The organism is Peteryoungia rhizophila (genome assembly GCF_004912145.1).
GTDB classification, from domain to species: Bacteria; Pseudomonadota; Alphaproteobacteria; order Rhizobiales; family Rhizobiaceae; genus Allorhizobium; species Allorhizobium rhizophilum.
Window position 1 is genome coordinate 139,038 of sequence record NZ_STGT01000005.1, and the last position, 20,558, is coordinate 159,595.

The 20,558-nt window shown below is 61.2% G+C and carries 20 protein-coding genes; 2 read left to right on the plus strand and 18 right to left on the minus strand.

Features of this window, described 5'->3' with window-relative positions; all coding sequences use genetic code 11:
* Positions 1–13 precede the first annotated feature (13 nt).
* Positions 14–910: a GNAT family N-acetyltransferase gene (locus E9677_RS19695; RefSeq protein ID WP_408014759.1), complete on the minus strand. Its 897-nt coding sequence runs from the start codon at positions 908–910 to the stop codon at positions 14–16.
* 142 nt (positions 911–1,052) lie between these two features.
* Between E9677_RS19695 and E9677_RS19700 the strand changes: the two genes are divergently transcribed.
* Positions 1,053–1,976, plus strand: a complete 924-nt coding sequence (locus tag E9677_RS19700) for a tyrosine recombinase XerC (protein ID WP_136559770.1) — start codon at positions 1,053–1,055, stop codon at positions 1,974–1,976.
* Positions 1,977–2,067: 91 nt separating this feature from the next.
* Positions 2,068–3,159 (plus strand): TraB/GumN family protein, encoded by a 1,092-nt coding sequence (locus tag E9677_RS19705; protein WP_136559771.1) that lies wholly within the window; start codon positions 2,068–2,070, stop codon positions 3,157–3,159.
* On the opposite strand, the gene E9677_RS19710 is transcribed toward E9677_RS19705, so the two are convergent.
* The 17 genes from E9677_RS19710 to sdhC all read right to left on the minus strand — a co-directional run bounded on the left by E9677_RS19710 (position 3,140) and on the right by sdhC (position 20,494).
* Entirely contained in the window at positions 3,140–3,640 is a 501-nt protein-coding gene (locus tag E9677_RS19710) for a DUF2867 domain-containing protein (RefSeq protein WP_136559772.1), read from the minus strand. The two genes, E9677_RS19705 and E9677_RS19710, sit on opposite strands and share 20 nt — an antisense overlap.
* Before the next feature lie 18 nt (positions 3,641–3,658).
* Positions 3,659–4,159 (minus strand): cytochrome b, encoded by a 501-nt coding sequence (locus E9677_RS19715; protein WP_136559773.1) that lies wholly within the window; start codon positions 4,157–4,159, stop codon positions 3,659–3,661.
* 128 nt (positions 4,160–4,287) lie between these two features.
* Positions 4,288–5,694, minus strand: coding sequence for a dihydrolipoyl dehydrogenase (gene lpdA, locus E9677_RS19720; RefSeq protein WP_136559774.1), 1,407 nt, complete (start codon positions 5,692–5,694; stop codon positions 4,288–4,290).
* A gap of 25 nt (positions 5,695–5,719) precedes the next feature.
* The gene (locus E9677_RS19725) at positions 5,720–6,469 is read right to left on the minus strand and encodes an SDR family oxidoreductase (protein ID WP_136559775.1); all 750 of its coding nucleotides are present in this window, start codon (positions 6,467–6,469) and stop codon (positions 5,720–5,722) included.
* The gene (locus E9677_RS19730) at positions 6,466–6,960 is read right to left on the minus strand and encodes a hypothetical protein (protein WP_136559776.1); all 495 of its coding nucleotides are present in this window, start codon (positions 6,958–6,960) and stop codon (positions 6,466–6,468) included. Before E9677_RS19730 ends, E9677_RS19725 begins: the two co-directional genes overlap by 4 nt.
* Positions 6,961–6,968: 8 nt before the next feature.
* The gene (locus E9677_RS19735; protein WP_136559777.1) at positions 6,969–7,382 is read right to left on the minus strand and encodes an MAPEG family protein; all 414 of its coding nucleotides are present in this window, start codon (positions 7,380–7,382) and stop codon (positions 6,969–6,971) included.
* Positions 7,383–7,394: 12 nt separating this feature from the next.
* Entirely contained in the window at positions 7,395–8,624 is a 1,230-nt protein-coding gene (odhB, locus tag E9677_RS19740; protein WP_136559778.1) for a 2-oxoglutarate dehydrogenase complex dihydrolipoyllysine-residue succinyltransferase, read from the minus strand.
* Between the two features lie 57 nt (positions 8,625–8,681).
* Entirely contained in the window at positions 8,682–11,678 is a 2,997-nt protein-coding gene (locus tag E9677_RS19745) for a 2-oxoglutarate dehydrogenase E1 component (protein WP_136559779.1), read from the minus strand.
* A 163-nt stretch (positions 11,679–11,841) separates the two neighbouring features.
* On the minus strand, positions 11,842–12,744 hold the full coding sequence (sucD, locus tag E9677_RS19750; protein WP_136559780.1) for a succinate--CoA ligase subunit alpha: 903 nt from the start codon (positions 12,742–12,744) through the stop codon (positions 11,842–11,844).
* Between the two features lie 17 nt (positions 12,745–12,761).
* On the minus strand, positions 12,762–13,955 hold the full coding sequence (gene sucC / locus E9677_RS19755) for an ADP-forming succinate--CoA ligase subunit beta (protein WP_136559781.1): 1,194 nt from the start codon (positions 13,953–13,955) through the stop codon (positions 12,762–12,764).
* A 31-nt stretch (positions 13,956–13,986) separates the two neighbouring features.
* Positions 13,987–14,949 carry a malate dehydrogenase gene (gene mdh, locus E9677_RS19760; RefSeq protein ID WP_110791164.1) on the minus strand — a complete coding sequence of 321 codons (963 nt, stop codon included), beginning with the start codon at positions 14,947–14,949 and terminating at the stop codon, positions 13,987–13,989.
* 162 nt (positions 14,950–15,111) lie between these two features.
* Positions 15,112–16,287 carry a cell division protein ZapE gene (gene zapE / locus E9677_RS19765; protein ID WP_136559782.1) on the minus strand — a complete coding sequence of 392 codons (1,176 nt, stop codon included), beginning with the start codon at positions 16,285–16,287 and terminating at the stop codon, positions 15,112–15,114.
* A 60-nt stretch (positions 16,288–16,347) separates the two neighbouring features.
* Entirely contained in the window at positions 16,348–16,875 is a 528-nt protein-coding gene (locus E9677_RS19770; protein ID WP_136559783.1) for a protease inhibitor Inh/omp19 family protein, read from the minus strand.
* 183 nt (positions 16,876–17,058) lie between these two features.
* Positions 17,059–17,838, minus strand: coding sequence for a succinate dehydrogenase iron-sulfur subunit (locus E9677_RS19775; protein WP_102020997.1), 780 nt, complete (start codon positions 17,836–17,838; stop codon positions 17,059–17,061).
* Positions 17,839–17,855: 17 nt separating this feature from the next.
* A complete protein-coding gene (sdhA, locus tag E9677_RS19780; protein ID WP_136559784.1) occupies positions 17,856–19,700 on the minus strand; it encodes a succinate dehydrogenase flavoprotein subunit in 1,845 nt (614 codons plus the stop codon).
* Between the two features lie 6 nt (positions 19,701–19,706).
* Positions 19,707–20,087: a succinate dehydrogenase, hydrophobic membrane anchor protein gene (gene sdhD / locus E9677_RS19785; RefSeq protein ID WP_136559785.1), complete on the minus strand. Its 381-nt coding sequence runs from the start codon at positions 20,085–20,087 to the stop codon at positions 19,707–19,709.
* Positions 20,088–20,098: 11 nt separating this feature from the next.
* Positions 20,099–20,494, minus strand: coding sequence for a succinate dehydrogenase, cytochrome b556 subunit (gene sdhC / locus E9677_RS19790; RefSeq protein WP_136559786.1), 396 nt, complete (start codon positions 20,492–20,494; stop codon positions 20,099–20,101).
* Between the last annotated feature and the right edge of the window lie 64 nt (positions 20,495–20,558).

Sequence of the window (20,558 nt, forward strand, 5' to 3'; positions counted from 1 at the left end):
GTAAGGGGCGAGATCAGCAGAAACTGCGGTCGGGATCGGCCGGCAGCCGGTGGACCGTGAAGTCTTCCAGCGCCTTCGTCACCTCGGCGGGATCACCGTCGAGAGCCTCGACCGGAATCAGATTGCCGACGGTGAAATCGAAACGACCGCCGCGCTTGTTGAGAAGCTCGTAGAAGACGGTCATGTCGCGCAGCTCGGTCGACCAGCGGGCGAACCAGTAGAAGAGGCCGGAATTGCGCGCCCTCATGTTCACCGGCAGGATCGGCAGATTGTATTTGCGGGCGAGCGAGATCGCCGAGGTCTTCCAGGGCCGCTCGTTGAGCTTGCCTTCATCCCAATAGGCGATGCGGCCGGAGGGAAAGAGTACCGTGGCGCGCCCCTCTTCCACGGCCCGCGTGGTGAGCTTCAGGGTTTCGCGCGCCTTGAGCTTCGACTTGTGCTCCTCGCGCCATTCGACCGGGATGATGATTTCCGCAAGTCGCGGATTGACCCTGACGGCATCCCGGTTGGCGAAGAAGGTCATGTCGGGACGACGATCCTTCAGCAGGTCGTACATCGCGACGCCGTCGGCGATACCCGTCGGATGATTGCTGACCAGGATGAAGCCGCCGGACGAGGGAATGCGATCAGCATGACGGACCTGGATATCGAGGCCGAGAGCAGCACTCAGATAGTCGAAAACCTGCGGACCCGGTAGGTTTGCGACGTCATTGGCGAACTGGATCGCCTTGTCGTAACGCAGCACGCTGTAAAGAAAGGGCCGCATGGCCGGCCAGAGCGGGTGCTCGACGAGCCTTTGCCCACGCTCGGCAATCAGCGTGTCGACGATATGTCCGGGGCGGCCGTGCGAAAGAAGCGACAGGGTGTCGGTGACGCTCGCGAAGGTCGAGACGGGAGAACGGCGCATCAGCAAATACCTCGCCAGAGTTCCAGAGGGGTTCTGGCAGCGATTTGTGATCCGATCATGACAGCCCCGATCTTCGTCCTTCGTTAACCCTCCCGCGCCATCGTGTACAGGGTGGCCAACATCCAACAACGCAAAAGGCGCACGATTGATCCCGGCAGACGAAAAACTCCTCGGCGAACGGGCCGTGTGGCTGGAAAGCCTCGGCGCGGAGCGTCGGTTGGCTGGCAACACGCTGGAGGCCTATGAGCGCGATACCCGCCAGTTCCTGCAATTCCTGTCGGGCCATGTCGGCGGCACTGTGAAGATCCGCGACATCGAGGCGCTGCGCCCGGCAGACCTGCGCGGCTTCCTCGCCCATCGCCGCAAGGACGGGGCCGGCGCGCGAACGCTCGGTCGCCATCTGGCGGGGCTGCGCTCCTTCCTGCGCCATCTGGAGCGTAAGGGACTGGTCAATGCGGCGGGTGCAAGTGCGATCCGCTCGCCGAAGCAACCGAAATCCCTGCCCAAACCGTTGAGCGGCCGCCAGGCCCTAAGTGTCGTCAGTCGCGATACGCAGATGAATGAAGAGCCCTGGATCGCAGCCCGTGATGCAGCAGTGCTCTCGCTCCTCTACGGCTGCGGGCTGCGCATTTCCGAAGCGCTCGGCCTGCCGCCTGAGGTCTTCCACGCAAAGGCGACGAACCTGAGGGTGACCGGTAAGGGCGGCAAGACCCGGCTAGTACCGCTGCTTCCGATCGTGGCCGAAGCGGTCGAGACCTATCGAAAGCTCTGCCCCTATCATCTGGAGGCCGGTGCCCCACTCTTTCGCGGCGCCCGTGGTGGGCCGCTTCAGCCGGCGATCATCCAGCGCGAGATGCAGAAGCTGCGCTCGGCACTCGGCCTGCCGGATTCGGCCACACCCCATGCCCTACGCCATTCCTTCGCCACACACCTTCTGGGCAGCGGCGGGGACTTGAGGACCATCCAGGAACTGCTCGGCCATGCCAGCCTCTCGACCACCCAGATCTATACTGGCGTCGACAGCGCCCGCCTCCTCGACATCTACGACCGCGCCCATCCCCGCGCCTGACTTCACCTTGATCTCACCCGCGTTAACCAAGATCCTTAATCGAACGTGAGGGCGATCTCTCCTATTCTCAGGACTTCTGACAGGAGATGACATGAACGCGCACCGCCCTTTCACGCTGCGGCCGAACCAGCCGCGACTTACGATGTCAGAGATCGCTCTCTGGATTGCTGGCGGACTGCCGCTCGTCGTTCTCGCCCTACTGCTCGTCAGTCTCCTCTCCATCAGCCAGGCCCGCGCGTCGGACATAGCCTGCCACGGTGAGAACCTGCTCGTGGAGATGGAGAAGGACAGACCCGATGAGCTCGCATCGATCCGCGCCGAAGCCGCCAAGGTGCCGAATGGCCAGGGCATTTTCTGGAAGGTCGAGAAAGAGGGCCTGAAGCCGTCCCATCTGCTCGGGACGATGCATGTCACCGACCCCCGGGTGCTTACCATGCCGAAAGGCGCGCGGGAGGCCGCTGCTGGCGCCGATGTGGTCGTCATCGAATCAGACGAGATCCTCGACGAGCAGAAGGCCGCCGCTTCGCTGCTCATGCATCCCGAACTCACCATGTTCACGGACGGCAAGTCCGTGAAGGACCACCTCGGCGCGGCTGATCTGGAAAAGCTGGCTTCAGGCCTGAAACAACGGGGTCTGGCCCTCGGCGCCGTGGCCAAGATGAAGCCCTGGATCCTCGCGAGCTTCGTGGCCCTGCCCGCTTGCGAAATGTCGCGCAAGGCAGCCGGCGCCTCCTTCCTCGACAAGCAGATTGCCGAGGATGCCGTGAACGCCGGCAAGCCGGTGGCCGGTCTCGAAAGCCTTGTCGAACAGCTTGAAGCCATGGCCGACCTGCCGGTCGATTTCCACTTCAAGGCGCTGATCGAAACCATCGCGCTCGGCGACAAGATGGAGGACGTCATCGAGACCATGACCGAGCTTTATCTCGCGGGTGAGATCGGCATGACCATGCCCATGCTGAAGGCAGTCGCCCCGACAGAGGCCGGCGAGGACGAGAGCGCCTATGCCGCCTTCGAGACCCGGATCGTGCGCGATCGTAATCTGGTGATGGCGGAAGGCAGCAAAAAACACCTCGAAAAGGGCAATGCATTCATCGCGGTCGGCGCGCTGCACCTGCCGGGCGAAGAAGGCCTCGTCGAACTGCTCCGGAAACAGGGCTATACCGTTACGCGGGTCGATGGCTGAGACCGCTCGAGGCGGCGAAGCGTTGCAGGAAAGTCTTCACGATCAGCTTGTGGAAGGGCGTGATCACGAGAATGTAGATCCGCCCGAACAGATTGTGCCGCTTGACCAGCGTTGTTAGCGAGACGTGTTGGAGGCCAGCCCCGTCCGGCTCGACCGCCACGATGATCCGGAAATCGAGATGCCGGTCGTCAAAACCGAGCAGCACATGCTGATCGTCATGCCCGATGACCGGAAAGCCGCCGATCTTGTCCTGGTTCGTCAGTTCAAGCTCAGCCGATTTCAACCCAAAGAAGCCGACGATCAGGTTCCGGATCCTAAGAAGAACCCCGACCCAAGGCGGCGCCCGCCCCATAAGATCCCTGGCCACATCCATAGGATCGAGATTGGACCGATCAACGCGGACGCTGTAACTGTCTGCCCAATCGGCTTCAAGGAGGTTGGGATGTGGAAGCGTGACACGCTGCTCGACAACCATACCCATCAAGCCCCTCCTTGGCCGTCACCCCCGCGTCATGCGCGTGGCCACCGGCGTCTTCCAGTAGAACTGGTGTATCAGAAGCGCCAAGATGTGCACTGCGATCAAAAGCCACATCAGCACCTTGAGCGGCCCGCCATGCACGAAGCCTGCCGTCTCGTTGCCGAAGTAGTAGGCGCCGATGCCGCTGAACGGGATCAGGAAGAACAGCGCATAGAAGGTGCCATGCGCAAGCTTGGCGGCGAGTTGCAAGAGCGGCGGCTCCTCGGCTGGTGCTGGCGGCGCACCACGGGTGAGGCGGATCGCGAGGCGAACAAGCCCGAGACAGAGCACGGCGATCCCGGCATAGGCATGGATATTGGCAAAGGACAGGTCGTCGGGAGAAGGGACCTCCCCGCGTTCATAGGCTTCGGCAACCTCCTCCATCGTATCAGAGAAGATGAGATTGAACAGGATGAGCAGGGCGATCACCCAGTGAAGGGCCTTCTGCGGGATGGAATAGGAGGCGGGCGCAACATGGGCCATGGTCTTGCCTTTCGGGAGGAACAAAGGGAGGCACTGACCACGCATGATAAAGGCCGCCGCTTTAGGCACAAGCGACGGCCTTCAATCTTACCGAAATATAATAATTGACCTATGTCAGGTCATCAGGCTCACATATGCAGCGGCTTGAAGAAGGTCGCGAGTGCTGCTTCCTTCACGGCTTCCGACATGGTCGGATGCGCATGGCAGGTGCGGCCGAGGTCTTCCGACGAACCGCCGAATTCCATAAGTACCGCGGCTTCGTGGATCATCTCGCCAGCGCCGAGACCGATGATGTGCACGCCCAGAACGCGATCGGTGTCCTTGTCAGCGAGAACCTTGACGAAGCCATCGGAGGCCAGCATCGCGCGGGCACGGCCGTTCGCCGTGAACGGGAACTTGCCGACCTTGTAGGCAACGCCTGCGGCCTTGAGCTCTTCCTCGGTCTTGCCGACAGAGGCGACTTCCGGCTGGGTGTAGACGACGCCCGGAATGACCTCGTAGTTCACGTGGCCATGCTGGCCAGCGAGGATTTCGGCAAGCGCCACACCCTCGTCTTCCGCCTTGTGGGCGAGCATCGGACCCTTGACCACGTCGCCGATGGCATAGATGCCGGCAACATTGGTGCGGTAATGGCCGTCGATCTCGACGCGGCCACGGTTATCAAGCGCAACGCCGGCTTCTTCGAGGCCGAGGCCTGCAGTGTAGGGCTTGCGGCCGGTCGCGACGAGCACGACGTCGGCGTCGAGCGTCTGGGCTTCGCCGCCCTTGACCGGTTCGAAGGTGACCTTTGCGCCTTCACCCGACTTGACCACGCCGGTGACCTTGGCGCCGAGGTTGAACTCGATGCCCTGCTTGGCAAGAATGCGCTGGAACTGCTTGGAGACTTCGCCGTCCATGCCGCCGAGGATCGTGTCGAGATACTCGACTACGGTCACCTTTGCACCGAGGCGCGACCAGACCGAGCCGAGTTCGAGGCCGATGACACCGCCGCCGACGACGATCATCTTGGCCGGGACCTTGTCGAGCGCGATACCGCCGGTCGAGGACACGATGATCTTTTCGTCGATCTCGACCGCAACGCCCGGAATGCCGGCGACGTCGGAGCCGGTGGCGATGACGATGTTCTTGGTTTCGAGAACCTGGACTTCGCCCGCGTCGTTGGTGACTTCAACCTTGCCGGCTCCGAGGAGCTTGCCCGTCCCCTGGATGCCGTCGATCTTGTTCTTCTTGAACAGGAAGGCGACGCCCTCGACGTTCGATTTCACGGTCGCGTCCTTGTGCGCCATCATCTTGCCGAGGTTCAGCGTCGGCGCACCAACCTCCACGCCGAGATCGGCCATGCCATGGGCCGCATGGTGGAAGACTTCCGACGCGTGCAGCAGCGCCTTCGACGGAATGCAGCCGATGTTGAGGCAGGTGCCGCCATAGGTGGCGCGCTTCTCGACGACGGCAACCTTCATGCCGAGCTGGGCCGCCTTGATGGCGCAGACATAGCCGCCGGGGCCGGAGCCGATAACGATGACATCATAAGACATGGGAAGCTTCCTTCGTTTTCGACGGTTACCGACCGCCGCTGACATTCAAGATGGCACCCGTCACATAGGATGCCTGAGGCGAGAGGAGATAAAGAACGCTGTCGGCCACTTCGTCCGCCGTTCCGGGACGCTGCATCGGAACGATCGGCGCCAGATCGCGCGCCCTGTCCGGCAATCCGCCGGATGCATGAATTTCGGTATCGATGATCCCGGGCCTGACAGCATTGACCCGGATGCCCTCGGTCGCGACTTCGCGGGACAAGCCCACAGTAAAGGTATCAACCGCAGCCTTGGCGGCGGCATAATCGACATACTGGCCTGAACTGCCGATGACAGCGGCCATGGACGAGATGTTGACGATGACGCCACCCTGCCCGCGATGCTTCGTCGACATGCGCTTGACGGCTTCCGTTGCGCAACGGATCTTGCCGATCACGTTGACGGCAAACATCCGGTCGAGCCGCGCCCGATCGAAATCCTCGACTCGCGCCGTGACGTCGACGACGCCGGCATTGTTGACGAGACCGTGGAGAGGTCCGAGGCGGTCGACAGCCGCGAAAATCGAGGCTACGCCCTCTTCTGTGCCTGTGTCACCTTGCACGATCTCGGCCCTGGCGCCAAACGTCCGGCAATCGGACGCAACGGCCTCGGCGGCAGCCTTGTCCGAGCGATAATTGACGAGCAGGTCATAACCCTGAGCTGCGGCCTTGCGGCAGACAGCAGCGCCGATGCCGCGGCTGCCGCCGGTGACGAGAAGGATGGGACGGTTGGTCATGAGGCGCATCCCTTGAATTCGAAGACATCCCAGGGAGCGCCTTCCATATCCTTGCCGACGGCAGACGACAGGATGGCCGGGCCGAAGCCGGGCAGGAGGAGGGCGTCGGGCGCGTCGGCGCCTTCCGGCGGTAGGAGATCGACATGGCCGGTCGCCTCGTCGATCCCGTAGACGATACCCTTCCACACGGTGCAGGCAGCAATCGTTGCGCCGGTCACGTCGCCCTCGGGACAATTGTTCATCAGCATACCGATGGGACGTTCGATTTCGGGATCGAGCATGACATGGCCATCGAGCTTGAACTTGCCGATTTCAGTACTGAAACCATGGCTCACCGGTGTGTTCTCACCGCTCGCGGCAGAAAAGACGAGTTCGACACCTGTTTCAGCTTCGCGATAGGTGGATTTCTCAATGCGGCAATCGGCGGCCGAAGCTGCCTGGGATAGCGCGAGTGCGGCAAGAAGAACCGATGTCCCTGAAGACGCGCCCATACCTCACCTCAAAACGCCAGCGCGAGGAACATCAGGCCGAGCCCGGCCACGGATCCGAGCCAGACGAGCGATCGGATATAGGGAACGCCGGCCAGATAGAGGGGGTAGTAGACGATGCGGCCGACGAACCAGACGATTGCACCTGTCAGCCCCAAACCGGAGGTCTCCCCGGTGAAGAGAAGGCCCGCCGCGAGCGCGATGAAGGCCGGGTAGGTTTCGCGGAAGTTCGACGACGCCCGCGCAGCGCGGCCGGCGAGTTGGCTCTCCGGCTGCTTGTTGTCGTCTCGCGGGCCGGCATTCCACTCCGTGCCCAACTCCCTGGTCGCAAGCATGCCCTGTAGGAGGACATGCGCGACCAGCAGGACCACGCTCCAGGCAAGGAGCAGGGCCATCGGAGAGGCGGAAGCGGATACCGGCTCCATCGTGAGATTTCCTTAGAGATCGAGAACCAGGCGTTCCGGATCCTCAAGGCTTTCCTTGACGCGAACGAGGAAGGTCACGGCTTCCTTGCCGTCGACGATGCGGTGATCGTAGGAGAGCGCGAGATACATCATCGGGCGGATGACGATCTGACTGCCGACGACGACCGGACGCTCCTGAATCTTGTGCATGCCGAGGATACCCGACTGCGGCGCATTCAGGATCGGCGAAGACATCAGCGAACCGTAGACGCCGCCGTTCGAGATGGTAAAGGTGCCGCCCTGCATGTCGGCCATCGACAGCTGGCCATCGCGGGCAGCCTTGCCGAGGCGGCCGATATCCTTCTCGATTTCGGCGATCGACATCTGATCGGCATCGCGCACGACCGGAACGACGAGACCCTTGTCCGTGCCGACGGCGACGCCGACATGGCAGTAATTCTTGTAGATGATGTCGGTGCCGTCGATTTCGGCGTTGACGGCCGGCAGTTCCTTCAGCGCGTGTGTGACGGCCTTGGTGAAGAAGCCCATGAAGCCGAGCTTCACGCCATGCTTCTTCTCGAAGATGTCCTTGTAACGGTTGCGCAGGTCCATCACCGCCTTCATGTCCACCTCGTTGTAGGTGGTCAGCATGGCAGCCGAATTCTGGGCGTCCTTCAGGCGCTTGGCGATCGTCTGGCGCAGACGGGTCATCTTGACGCGCTCTTCACGCGGCGCATCGTCGGCCGACGAAGCCGGACGCGGAGCAGCCGGTGCTGCAGGAGCGGCCGGGGCAGACGTCCCCTTGGCGATCGCCGCGAGAACATCGCCCTTCAGCACCTGGCCACGCTTGCCCGAGCCGTCGACATCCGACGTCGAGATGTTGTTGTCAGCCGCGACCTTGGCGGCGGCCGGAGCAGCCGGCATGGCGGAGGGAGCAGCCGGAGCAGCTGCGGCCGGAGCCGGGGCTGCAGCGGGCGCCGGTGCTGCGGCAGGAGCCGGAGCCGAGGCACCAGCAGAACCGGCAGCGCCTTCGGCGATTTGGCCGAGCAGCGCGCCGAGACCAACGGTCTCACCGTTCTGGGCAACGATTTCAGTCAGCACGCCAGAGACCGGCGACGGGACTTCGACCGTGACCTTGTCGGTTTCCAGTTCGACGAGCGGCTCGTCAGCCTTGACAGTGTCACCGACCTTCTTGAACCAGGTGCCAATGGTGGCTTCGCTGACGGATTCGCCGAGGGTGGGTACGCGGATTTCAGTGGCCATGATCTCAATTCCGTTGGTCAGAGAAGGTTACGGTCTGCGAGCGAAGAGCTGGGCGGATCAACCGCCCAGTGCGTCCTCGAGGAAGGCTTCGAGCTGGGCGAGGTGCTTCGACATCAGGCCTGTTGCCGGCGAGGCGGCAGCCGGACGGCCGGTGTAGCGCACCCGCTGATACTTGGCGTCGATATGGGCCAGCACCCATTCCAGATACGGATCGATGAAGGACCAGGCGCCCATGTTCTTCGGCTCTTCCTGGCACCAGACCATCTCCGCATTGCGGAAACGCGAGAGCTCGTTGATGAGCGCCTTTGCCGGGAACGGATAGAGCTGTTCGATGCGCAGCAGATAGACATCGTCGATGCCGCGCTTTTCGCGCTCTTCCAGAAGGTCGTAATAGACCTTGCCGGAACACATGACGACGCGACGGATCTTCGCATCCTTCTGCAGCTTGATCGGGCCGTCCTTGATGACTTCGGCATCATCCCACAGAAGACGGTGGAACGAGCTTTCACCAGCCATTTCAGCAAGGCTCGACGTGGCACGCTTGTGACGCAGCAGGGACTTCGGCGTCATCATGATAAGCGGCTTGCGGAAGTCGCGCTTCATCTGCCGACGCAGGATGTGGAAGTAGTTGGACGGCGTCGTGCAATAGGCGACCTGCATATTGTCTTCGGCGCACATCTGCAGCCAGCGCTCGAGGCGGGCGGAAGAGTGTTCCGGACCCTGACCCTCGTAACCATGCGGCAGAAGGCAGACGAGGCCTGACATGCGCAGCCACTTGCGTTCACCCGACGAGATGAACTGGTCGAAGACGACCTGTGCACCATTGGCGAAGTCGCCGAACTGGGCTTCCCAGAGCGTCAGCGCATTCGGACGGGCAAGCGAATAGCCGTATTCGAAACCGAGCACGGCCTCTTCGGAGAGCATCGAGTTGATGACCTCGTAGCGCGCCTGGTTCGGGGCGAGATTGGCGAGCGGGATGTAGCGGTCTTCGGTTTCCTGATCATAGAGAACCGAATGGCGTTGGCTGAACGTACCGCGTTCGCAATCCTGACCCGACAGGCGGATCTTGTGGCCGTCGAGGCAGAGCGAGCCGAAGGCAAGCGCTTCGCCCATCGCCCAGTCGATACCTTCGCCGGTCTCGATCATCTGCGCCCGGTTGTCCATGAAGCGCTGGATCGTGCGGTGTGCCTTGAAACCTTCAGGAATAGTCGACAACTTGCGGCCGATCTCCTTGAGTTGCTTCATCGGCACGGCGGTCTTGCCGCGACGCTGTTCGTCGGCATTGTCGGCGGTCCGGAGACCCGACCATACGCCATCAAGCCAGTCGGCCTTGTTCGGCTTGTAGCTCTGCCCTGCCTCGAATTCCTGCTCGAGGTGGGCGCGCCAGTCGGCCTTCATCTTCTCGAATTCGCCGTCCGAGATCAGGCCTTCCGCGATCAGCCGCTCGCCGTAGATGTTGACGACCGTCTTGTGGGCGCGGATTTCCTTGTACATCTTCGGCTGAGTGAAGCTCGGCTCGTCGCCTTCGTTATGGCCGAAGCGGCGATAGCAGAACATGTCGATGACGACAGGCTTGTGGAACTTCATCCGGTATTCGGTCGCGACCTTCGCCGCGTAAACGACGGCTTCCGGATCGTCGCCATTGACGTGGAAGATCGGCGCTTCGATCATCTTCGCGACGTCGGACGGATAGGGCGACGAACGCGAGAAGGCCGGATTGGTGGTGAAGCCGATCTGGTTGTTGATGATGACATGCATCGTGCCGGCCACGCGGTGACCGCGCAGACCCGACAAACCCAGAATTTCTGCCACCACGCCCTGGCCGGCGAAGGCAGCATCACCATGCAGCAGAAGCGGCAGCACCTTGGCGCGCTCCTTGAGCGGAATGATGTCGCCTTCCCAGGTCTTGGCAAGCTGGTCCTGCTTCGCACGGGCCTTGCCCATCACGACAGGGTTGACGATTTCGAGGTGCGAAGGATTGGCCGTCAGCGACAGGTGAACCTTGTTGCCATCGAACTCACGGTCCGAGGAGGCGCCGAGGTGGTACTTCACGTCGCCAGAGCCTTCGACTTCGTCGGGCTTGAACGAACCGCCCTTGAACTCGTGGAACACGGCACGGTGCGGTTTTGCCATGACATTGGTCAGGACGTTCAGGCGGCCACGATGGGCCATGCCGAGAACGACCTGCTCGAGACCTTCCTGGCCGCCACGCTTGATGATCTGTTCCAGAGCAGGGATGAGAGACTCACCGCCGTCGAGACCGAAGCGCTTGGTGCCCTTGTACTTGACGTCGATGAACTGCTCGAAGCCTTCAGCCTCGATCAGCTTCTGCAGGATGGCCTTCTTGCCGTTCGGCGTGAACTCGACGCCCTTGCCGGGGCCTTCGATTCGCTCCTGGATCCAGGCTTTCTCTTCCGGATTGGAGATGTGCATGAACTCGACGCCGAGCGTAGAGCAATAGGTGCGCTGCAGGATGTCGAGCATCTGCGGGATCGTGGCGTATTCCAGACCCAGCACGTTGTCGATGAAGATCTTGCGGCCATAATCGGCTTCGGTGAAGCCGTAAGCGACGGGCGACAACTCATTGTAGTCGTCGACAGGTGCTGCAATGCCGAGCGGATCGAGATTGGCATGCAGGTGACCACGCATGCGGTAGGCGCGGATCATCATGATGGCACGAACAGAATCGCGCGTCGCCTGCAGCACTTCGGCTTCCGACACGGCCTTGCCTGTCGAAGCGGCGGTCGCCTCGACTTTGGCCTGAACCTTCTTCTCGATGACTTTTTCGACCGCGCCCCAATTGCCATCGAGCGCATTGACGAGATCGCCGCCCTCGGCAATCGGCCAGTTCTTGCGCTTCCAAGAGGCACCGGAGGCCGCCTTCTTCACATCACCTGGATTGTCGGCGAGCGCCTTGAAGAAGACCTGCCATTCGTCGGAGACCGAAGAAGGATCCTCCTGATAGCGCGCGTAAAGCTGTTCGATATAGGCCGCATTCGATCCGTCGAGGAAGGACGTGATCAGAAACTGCTCGTTGGCTTCTTGCCTACCCATGGTGCTTCGCGAGCGTCTCTGCTCGCCTCCCGACTTGAATTGATGGCCGGATGCCCGGCCTGCCGCTCGCGATCGCATTGACACGCGAATCGTCTCATAGATGCGAAATCCAGGCGAAGGATTGGCGGACCAATCCTTCGCCTGGCTTGATATTCGTCAGGTCTCAGCCCTTGAGGACTTCGACCAGCGTCTTGCCGAGGCGTGCCGGCGAAGGCGAAACCTTGATCCCGGCCGCTTCCATGGCCTCGATCTTCGATTCCGCATCGCCCTTGCCGCCGGAAACGACAGCACCTGCATGGCCCATGGTGCGGCCCTTCGGCGCCGTGCGGCCGGCGATGAAGCCAGCCATCGGCTTCTTGCGGCCCTTCTTGGCTTCGTCGATCAGGAACTGGGCTGCATCTTCTTCAGCCGCACCGCCGATTTCGCCGATCATGATGATCGAGGTCGTGGCCGGATCGGCCAGGAACATCTCGAGCACGTCGATGAACTCGGTGCCCTTGACCGGGTCGCCACCGATACCGACAGCCGTCGTCTGGCCGAGGCCTTCGTTCGAGGTCTGAAACACAGCTTCGTATGTAAGTGTTCCGGAACGAGAGACAATGCCGACCGAACCCTTGCGGAAGATCGAGCCCGGCATGATGCCGATCTTGCATTCTTCCGGCGTCATGATGCCCGGGCAGTTGGGGCCGAGCAGGCGGGACTTGGACTTGTCGAGACGGGCCTTGACCCGCACCATGTCCATGACCGGGATACCCTCGGTGATGCAGGTGATGAACGGGATCTCGGCGTCGATCGCCTCGATGATGGCGTCAGCTGCACCTGCCGGCGGAACGTAGATGACCGATGCGTCCGCACCGGTGCGCTCCTTGGCTTCAGCGACCGAGGCAAAGATCGGCAGGCTTTCGCCCTTCGAGCCGGTCCAGGTTTCGCCACCCTTCTTCGGGTGGATACCGCCGACCATCTGCGTGCCGTAGTAAGCAAGCGCTTGTTCGGTGTGGAAGGTACCGGTCTTGCCGGTCAGGCCCTGAACGAGGACCTTGGTGTCTTTATTGACGAGAATAGACATTGTTTCCGGTCCTTAAATTAGGCGTTGATCGCAGCGACGATCTTCTTGGCAGCATCGTCCAAGTCGTCAGCAGCGGTGATCGCAAGACCAGATTCGTTGAGGATCTTCTTGCCGAGCTCGACATTGGTGCCCTCGAGGCGAACAACGAGCGGAACCTTGAGGCCGACTTCCTGCACAGCGGCAACGACGCCTTCTGCGATAACGTCGCACTTCATGATGCCGCCGAAGATGTTGACGAGGATGCCCTCGACCTTCGGGTCAGCCGTGATGATCTTGAAGGCAGCCGCGACCTTCTCCTTGCCGGCGCCACCGCCGACGTCGCAGAAGTTTGCCGGCTCCTTGCCGTACAGCTTGATGATGTCCATCGTCGCCATGGCGAGACCGGCACCGTTGACCATGCAGCCGATATTGCCGTCGAGCGCCACGTAAGCGAGGTCCCACTTGGAAGCTTCGATTTCCTTGGCGTCTTCTTCGGTCTCGTCGCGCAGCGCCTTGACGTCGTCATGGCGGAACAGCGCATTGCCGTCGAAGGACATCTTGGCGTCGAGCACGCGCAGATGGTCATTTTTCATGACGATCAGCGGGTTAACCTCGAGCAGCGCCATGTCCTTCTCGACAAAGGCCTTGTAGAGGATCGGGAAGAGCGACTTGGCATCTTCAGCAGCGGCACCCGAAAGCTCGAGTGCCCCAGAGATGGCAGCCACGTCTGCGTCCGTGACGCCGGCTTCCGGATCGATCGCGATCGTGTGGATCTTTTCCGGCGTGTCATGGGCGACGGCTTCGATGTCCATGCCACCTTCCGTCGAGACGACGAAGGCGACCTGGCCGACGGAGCGGTCGACGAGCAGCGAGCAGTAGAGTTCGCGGGCGATGTCGGCACCGTCTTCGATGTAGAGGCGGTTGACCTGCTTGCCGGCGTCGCCGGTCTGGGCGGTCACCAGCGTGTTGCCGAACATTTCCTTGGCGTGAGACTTGGCTTCGTCGATCGAGAAGGCGAGGCGTACGCCGCCCTTGGCGTCCGGGCCGAGTTCCTTGAACTTGCCCTTGCCACGGCCACCAGCATGGATCTGGCTCTTGACCACGTAAAGCGGACCCGGCAACTGCTTTGCCGCAGCTTCGGCTTCTTCCGCAGAGAAGATCGCCACACCTTCGGCGACCGGTGCACCAAAGCTCTTCAGAAGAGCCTTGGCCTGGTATTCATGAATGTTCATTGTCGTGTCCCTGTTTTGGGCGAAATGGCAATTACTTGAGAGCCGGCGCGATGTTGATGCAGGCTTCGCAGAGGCTGGCGACGGCGCCAACCGACTTCTGGAAGGCTTCTTCCTCGGCCTTGTTCAGGTCGATTTCGATGATGCGCTCGACACCACCTTCGCCGATGATGACGGGCACGCCGACATACATGTCCTTCACGCCGTACTGGCCGGTGAGATAGGCGGCGCAAGGCAGGACGCGCTTCTTGTCCTTGAGGTAGGATTCCGCCATCTCGATGGCAGAGGCGGCCGGGGCGTAGTAGGCCGAGCCGGTCTTCAGGAGGCCGACGATTTCGGCGCCGCCGTCACGGGTGCGCTGGATGATCTCTTCGAGGCGTTCCTTGGTGACCCAGCCCATCTTGACCAGATCGGTGAGCGGAATGCCGCCGACGGTCGAATAGCGAGCGAGCGGCACCATCGTGTCGCCATGACCGCCGAGAACGAAAGCGGTGACGTCCTGGACGGACACGTTGAATTCTTCCGAGAGGAAGTGGCGGAAGCGGCCCGAGTCGAGTACGCCGGCCATGCCGACAACCTTGTTGGCCGGCAGGCCGGAGAACTTCTGCAGAGCCCAGACCATCGCGTCGAGCGGGTTGGTGATGCAGATGACGAAGGCGTTCGGGGCATACTTCTTGATGCCGGCGCCGACCTGTTCCATGACCTTGAGGTTGATGCCGAGCAAATCGTCGCGGCTCATGCCGGGCTTGCGGGCAACACCGGCAGTGACGATGCAGACGTCAGCACCTTCGATGGCGGCGTAATCGCTCGCGCCGGAAAGCTTGGCATTGAAGCCTTCGACCGGGCCGGACTGCGCAATGTCGAGGCCCTTACCCTGCGGGATACCGTCGGCAATATCGAACAGGACGATGTCGCCCAGTTCCTTCAGACTGGCGAGATGCGCCAGCGTTCCACCAATCATTCCAGAACCGATAAGAGCGATCTTCTTGCGCGCCATTGTAGACTTCCTTTTGGATCCGCGACCAAGGCCGAGGGCGAGTGTTAGCCTGCCCTTGTGGACAAACCGCATAGCTCCAAAGGGTCTAAACCGCAAACGATAATTTTCGGTGTATCAATTTCAATCGGTTAGAAGATAAAATTCTTACGTAAACGTCAAAAATTACGTCACAGCTTCGTCATGTTTGTCACGTTTCGACTGATGCAGTTCGAGGTAATCTGCGCTTCGCATCTCGAAAAGCCGTGAAACTGTACGATCGAATTCGAAGCCTTCCGTACCCTTCTTCTCCGTCAGGAGAGCCTCCGGCATTGCCACGGCCGACGCGAACAGCCGGACGCTGGCATCGTAGAGGGTGTCGATCAGAATGATGAAACGCTTCGTCTCGTTGCGCTTCTCCGGCCCGAGATGGGGAATGTTCTCGACGAAGACGACATCGAAACGCTTGGCAATGGCGAGATAGTCGGACGCGCCCAGTGGCTTCTCGCAGAGATCGCGGAAAGCGAAACGAGCGCAGCGCCCGGCCGCACGAGGGATTTCGATCGTCCGACCCTTCATCTGGATCGACGCGGGAGCCTCTGGAGTACCCTTGGTCACACGCTGCCAGGCAATATCCATCATCTTGGGAGCATCATCGAGCGGCGCGATGTAGACTGGCAAACCCTCCATTTTCTCAAGACGATAATCTGTCGGCGAGTCGAGCGTCGACACATGCACGTTCTTCTTGAGAAGATCGACGAAGGGCAGAAAGAGACCACGATTGAGACCATCGCGGTACAGATTGTCCGGCTCGACATTGGAGGTCGCGACCAGTGTGCATCCGCGCGCGAAAAGTTCGGTGAAAAGGCGCGCGAGGAGCATCGCATCGGCGATGTCGGTGACCGTGAACTCGTCGAAGCACAAAAGCTGGGCTTCGTCGCGCAGGGCCGATGCCACCGGAGGCACAGGATCCGCCTCCTTTGTTTCTCCGGCCTTCAGCTTTTGCCGATGCGCATGAATGCGCGAATGCACGTCCGCCATGAATTCATGGAAATGGGCGCGGCGCTTTTTCTCGATAGGGGCGAGCTTGAAGAACAGATCCATCAGCATGGTCTTGCCGCGACCGACGCTGCCATGGACGTAAAGTCCTTTGATCGGGATCTCTTGCTTTCGCCTCTGCGCGAACATCCAGCCCAGCGCACTCTTCTTGGCTGCGGGTTTGCGGGCCTTGATTTCCTTCAGGATGCGATCGAGCTTTTCGGCGACATCAAACTGGTAGCGGTCGGGCTGAAGTGTCCCCGCCTCCGTCATCGCGCGCAACTGCTCGGCGACACTGAGCCCGTAGTCAGGAACTGGCTGCATGGAATGACGTCCCGCCGGGAGGGTGGCCCGACCGGGGCCACCGCTGGGATGAGAAGTAGATCAGCGGCTCAGGCTGACCGGCTGACCGGAAGCGGTGCTGCCGTCAAAGCGGGCGTCAGCAGTTTTGTAGAGGCTGCCGATGGTATTGCCGCTGCGGTCCTTGAGAACAACGGATTTGCCCGACACTTCCCAGGATCCCATCGCCGTGAGTTCGCCGGCGCAACCACGCGTGCCGCCACGCGAGCCACTGCCGAGATTGGTGAGCGTCAGGAACATGTCACAGCTCGATCCGGCACTCTGGACGCGCCAGTTGCCGACCATCGATTCCTTGGTGACATCGAGCGCGGTCGCGGGCACACCGGCGGCCGGGTCGAGGGCTGCGGTCGTCGTTGCGGGCGCAGCCGGAAACTGAGCGGACCCCGCTGCACCGGGAGGCGGCAGCTGACCCGACTGTACCGATGGCACCGGCTGCGCTTGCAACGGCGGAAGCGCGCTATTGGCAGAATTCATACTGCTATAGGATGTGCGCTGGCACCCTGCGAGCGCCAGAAGGATGGCTGCTCCGGTGACTGCATGGCTGAATTTCATCATTATACTCCCGCTCTCGCGACCTGCGCCGCAACCTGCCGTACAACTGGGTTACAAATATGTTACGCGAATAGGGTTAATCAAGTTCCATATCGAGTCGGATCCATAGCCGGCACTATACGGATAAATTAAGGCCGCCCGAAACAGTTCCCGGGCGGCCTCTCAAACTTTTGACAATGTCGCTCAGGCGCGGCGCTCGACCATCATCTTCTTGATCTCGGCGATCGCCTTGGCCGGGTTCAGGCCCTTCGGGCAGGCCTGGGCGCAATTCATGATCGTGTGGCAGCGATAGAGGCGGAATGGATCCTCGAGGTTGTCGAGGCGCTCGCCCGTCGCTTCGTCGCGGCTGTCGATCAGCCAGCGATAGGCCTGCAGCAGGACGGCCGGACCGAGATAACGGTCGCCGTTCCACCAGTAGCTGGGACAGGATGTCGAGCAGCAGGCACACAGGATGCACTCGTAGAGACCATCGAGCTTCTGGCGGTCTTCGTGGCTCTGCTTCCATTCCTTGGCCGGCGCAGGCGAAACGGTCTTGAGCCAGGGCTCGATCGAACGGTGCTGGGCATAGAAATTCGTCAGATCCGGCACGAGATCCTTGACGACCGGCAGATGCGGCAGAGGATAGACCTTCACCGTCCCGTTTACCTCGTCCATGCCCTTGGTGCAGGCCAGCGTATTGGTGCCGTCGATATTCATCGCGCAGGAACCGCAGATGCCTTCACGGCAGGAACGGCGCAGCGTCAGCGTCGGGTCGATATTATTCTTGATGTACAAGAGACCATCAAGAACCATCGGGCCGCAATCGTCGACATCGATGTAATAGGTATCGATGCGCGGGTTCGCGCCATCATCCGGGCTCCAGCGATAGACCCGGTATTCCCGAACGTTCTTGGCACCGGCCGGCTTCGGCCAGACCTTGCCTTCGGTGACCTGAGAGTTCTTGGGAAGAGCAAGTTCAACCATGTCCAATTCCTCTCAAATCAATAAACACGTGCCTTCGGCGCGATCTTGTAGGGATCGATGCCTTCGGCAATGAGTTCCGTGTGGACAGGACGGTAGTCGAGCTTCACATCGCCAGCCTCACTGACCCAGGCAAGCGTATGCTTGCGCCAGTTCACGTCGTCGCGGCCGCCGAAAGGACCATCGACGTAATCCTCGCGGGCGTGGCTGCCACGGCTTTCCTTGCGCGCTTCCGCGCCATAGACCGTGGTGATGGCGTTAGCCATCAGGTTATGCAGTTCGAGCGTCTCCACCAGATCCGAATTCCAGATCATCGAGCGGTCGGTGACCTTGATGTCTGGCAGTTCCTTCCAGATCGCCGACAGGCGCTTGCAACCGCTTTCCAGCGATTCCTGCGTGCGGAACACTGCCGCATCGTCCTGCATGGCGCGCTGCATCTTGTCGCGCAGAACCGCGGTCGGCGTCTGGCCGGACGCGTGGCGCGTGCCGTCGAAGCGATCCATGATCTTGTCGCAGGCGGCAGTATTGAGCGCCGGGATCGGCGACGTACGGTCGATGACTTCCGCAGCGCGGATGGCAGCCGCACGGCCGAAGACGACGAGGTCAATCAGCGAGTTTGAGCCGAGACGGTTCGCACCGTGCACCGAGGCGCAACCGGCTTCGCCGACCGCCATCAGACCCGGGATGACCCGTTCCGGATTGTTCGAATCGGCGTTCAGCACTTCGCCCCAGTAATTCGTCGGAATGCCGCCCATGTTGTAGTGAACGGTCGGCAGAACCGGGATCGGCTCGCGGGTCACGTCGACGCCTGCGAAGATCTTCGCCGATTCCGAGATGCCCGGCAGGCGCTCGTGCAAGACGGCAGGATCAAGGTGATCGAGATGCAGGAAGATGTGATCCTTGTTCTTGCCGACGCCGCGGCCTTCACGGATTTCCATCGTCATGCAGCGCGAAACGACGTCACGCGAGGCAAGGTCCTTGGCCGAGGGAGCATAACGCTCCATAAAGCGCTCGCCTTCGGAATTGACCAGGTAACCGCCTTCGCCGCGCGCGCCTTCGGTGATCAGACAGCCGGCGCCGTAGATACCGGTCGGGTGGAACTGGACGAATTCCATATCCTGCAGTGGAAGGCCCGCGCGGGCGATCATGCCGCCGCCGTCACCGGTGCAGGTGTGCGCTGACGTTGCCGAGAAATAGGCGCGGCCATAACCGCCCGTCGCCAGAACGACCATCTTTGCCGAGAAGCGATGGATCGTACCGTCATCGAGGTTCCAGGCAACGACGCCGGTGCAGCGGCTGCCATCGTCCGACATGATCAGGTCGAGCGCGAAATACTCGATGAAGAATTCCGCATTGTTGCGCAGCGACTGGCCGTAAAGCGTGTGCAGGATGGCATGCCCGGTACGGTCGGCGGCAGCGCAGGTGCGCTGGACCGGCGGGCCTTCGCCGTAGTTCTGCATGTGACCGCCGAACGGGCGCTGGTAGATCTTGCCTTCCTCGTTACGCGAGAACGGCACACCGTAATGTTCGAGCTCATAGACCGCCTTCGGCGCTTCCATGGCGAGATACTGCATGGCATCGACGTCACCGAGCCAGTCGGAACCCTTAACGGTGTCATAAAGGTGCCACTGCCAGCAGTCCGGCGTCATGTTGTTCAGCGAGGCGGCGATACCGCCCTGTGCCGCGACCGTGTGGCTGCGGGTCGGGAAAACCTTGGTGATGCAGGCCGTCTTGAAGCCTTGTTCGGCCATGCCGAGCGTCGCACGCAGACCGGCGCCACCGGCACCGACGACCACGACGTCGTAGGAATGGTCAACATAGGTGTAGGCCTTGCCGGTCTGGGCGAAGTTATGAATGGTTGCCATGTTGATTTACCCTACGAAAGCGATCTTCAAGATGGCGAAAAGACAGAGGCCACCAATCAGGATCGCGAAGAACGTGTTCAGCATCAGAAGCAGGAGCTTGGTGATCTCGGTATGAACATAGTCCTCGATGATCACCTGCATGCCGAGCTTCATATGGATCAGAGCCGAAAGCACGACCAGAGCCATGACGACCGCGACCAGCGGGTGCGACAATGCGCCAACCACCTCGGCATACGGTGCGCCGTTGTACATGACCAGAAAGCCGACGAAGAAGAGGAGAAGCGGAATGTTCGATACGGCCGTCAGTCGCTGACGCCAGAAATGCTCTGTGCCTTCCTTGGCCGAGCCGAGACCGCGGACCTTGCCGAGCGGAGTGCGCATATCCATGAAATGGTGCCTCAGGTGCGAATGATATAGGCAACGACCCAGATGAGGATCGTCAGGACGACGGATGCGATGATGTTGGCCTTGGCGAGCTTCGTGGAGAAATGCTTGTCGAAGCCGTAGCCGACATCCCACATCAGGTGGCGTAGACCGCCGAGCATGTGATGGATCAGCGCCCAGGTGTAGCCGATCAGGATCAGGCGGCCGATGATGGTGCCCATGAACCAGTTGACCCACTCGAAGTAGTCGGCACCCGTCGAGGCCGCCACCAACCACCACGCAATCAGGATCGTGCCGAAATAGAGCGCCGCACCGGTTATGCGGTGCACGATCGACATGATCATCGTGGGAATAGGCTTGTAGATTTGCAGGTGCGGCGACAGGGGCCGGTTTTTAGTCACATTCGCCATCTAAACCTCGCGGCGTCTCGATGCGGTCCGATCATACGGACATACTGTTTGCAATGCGTCATTA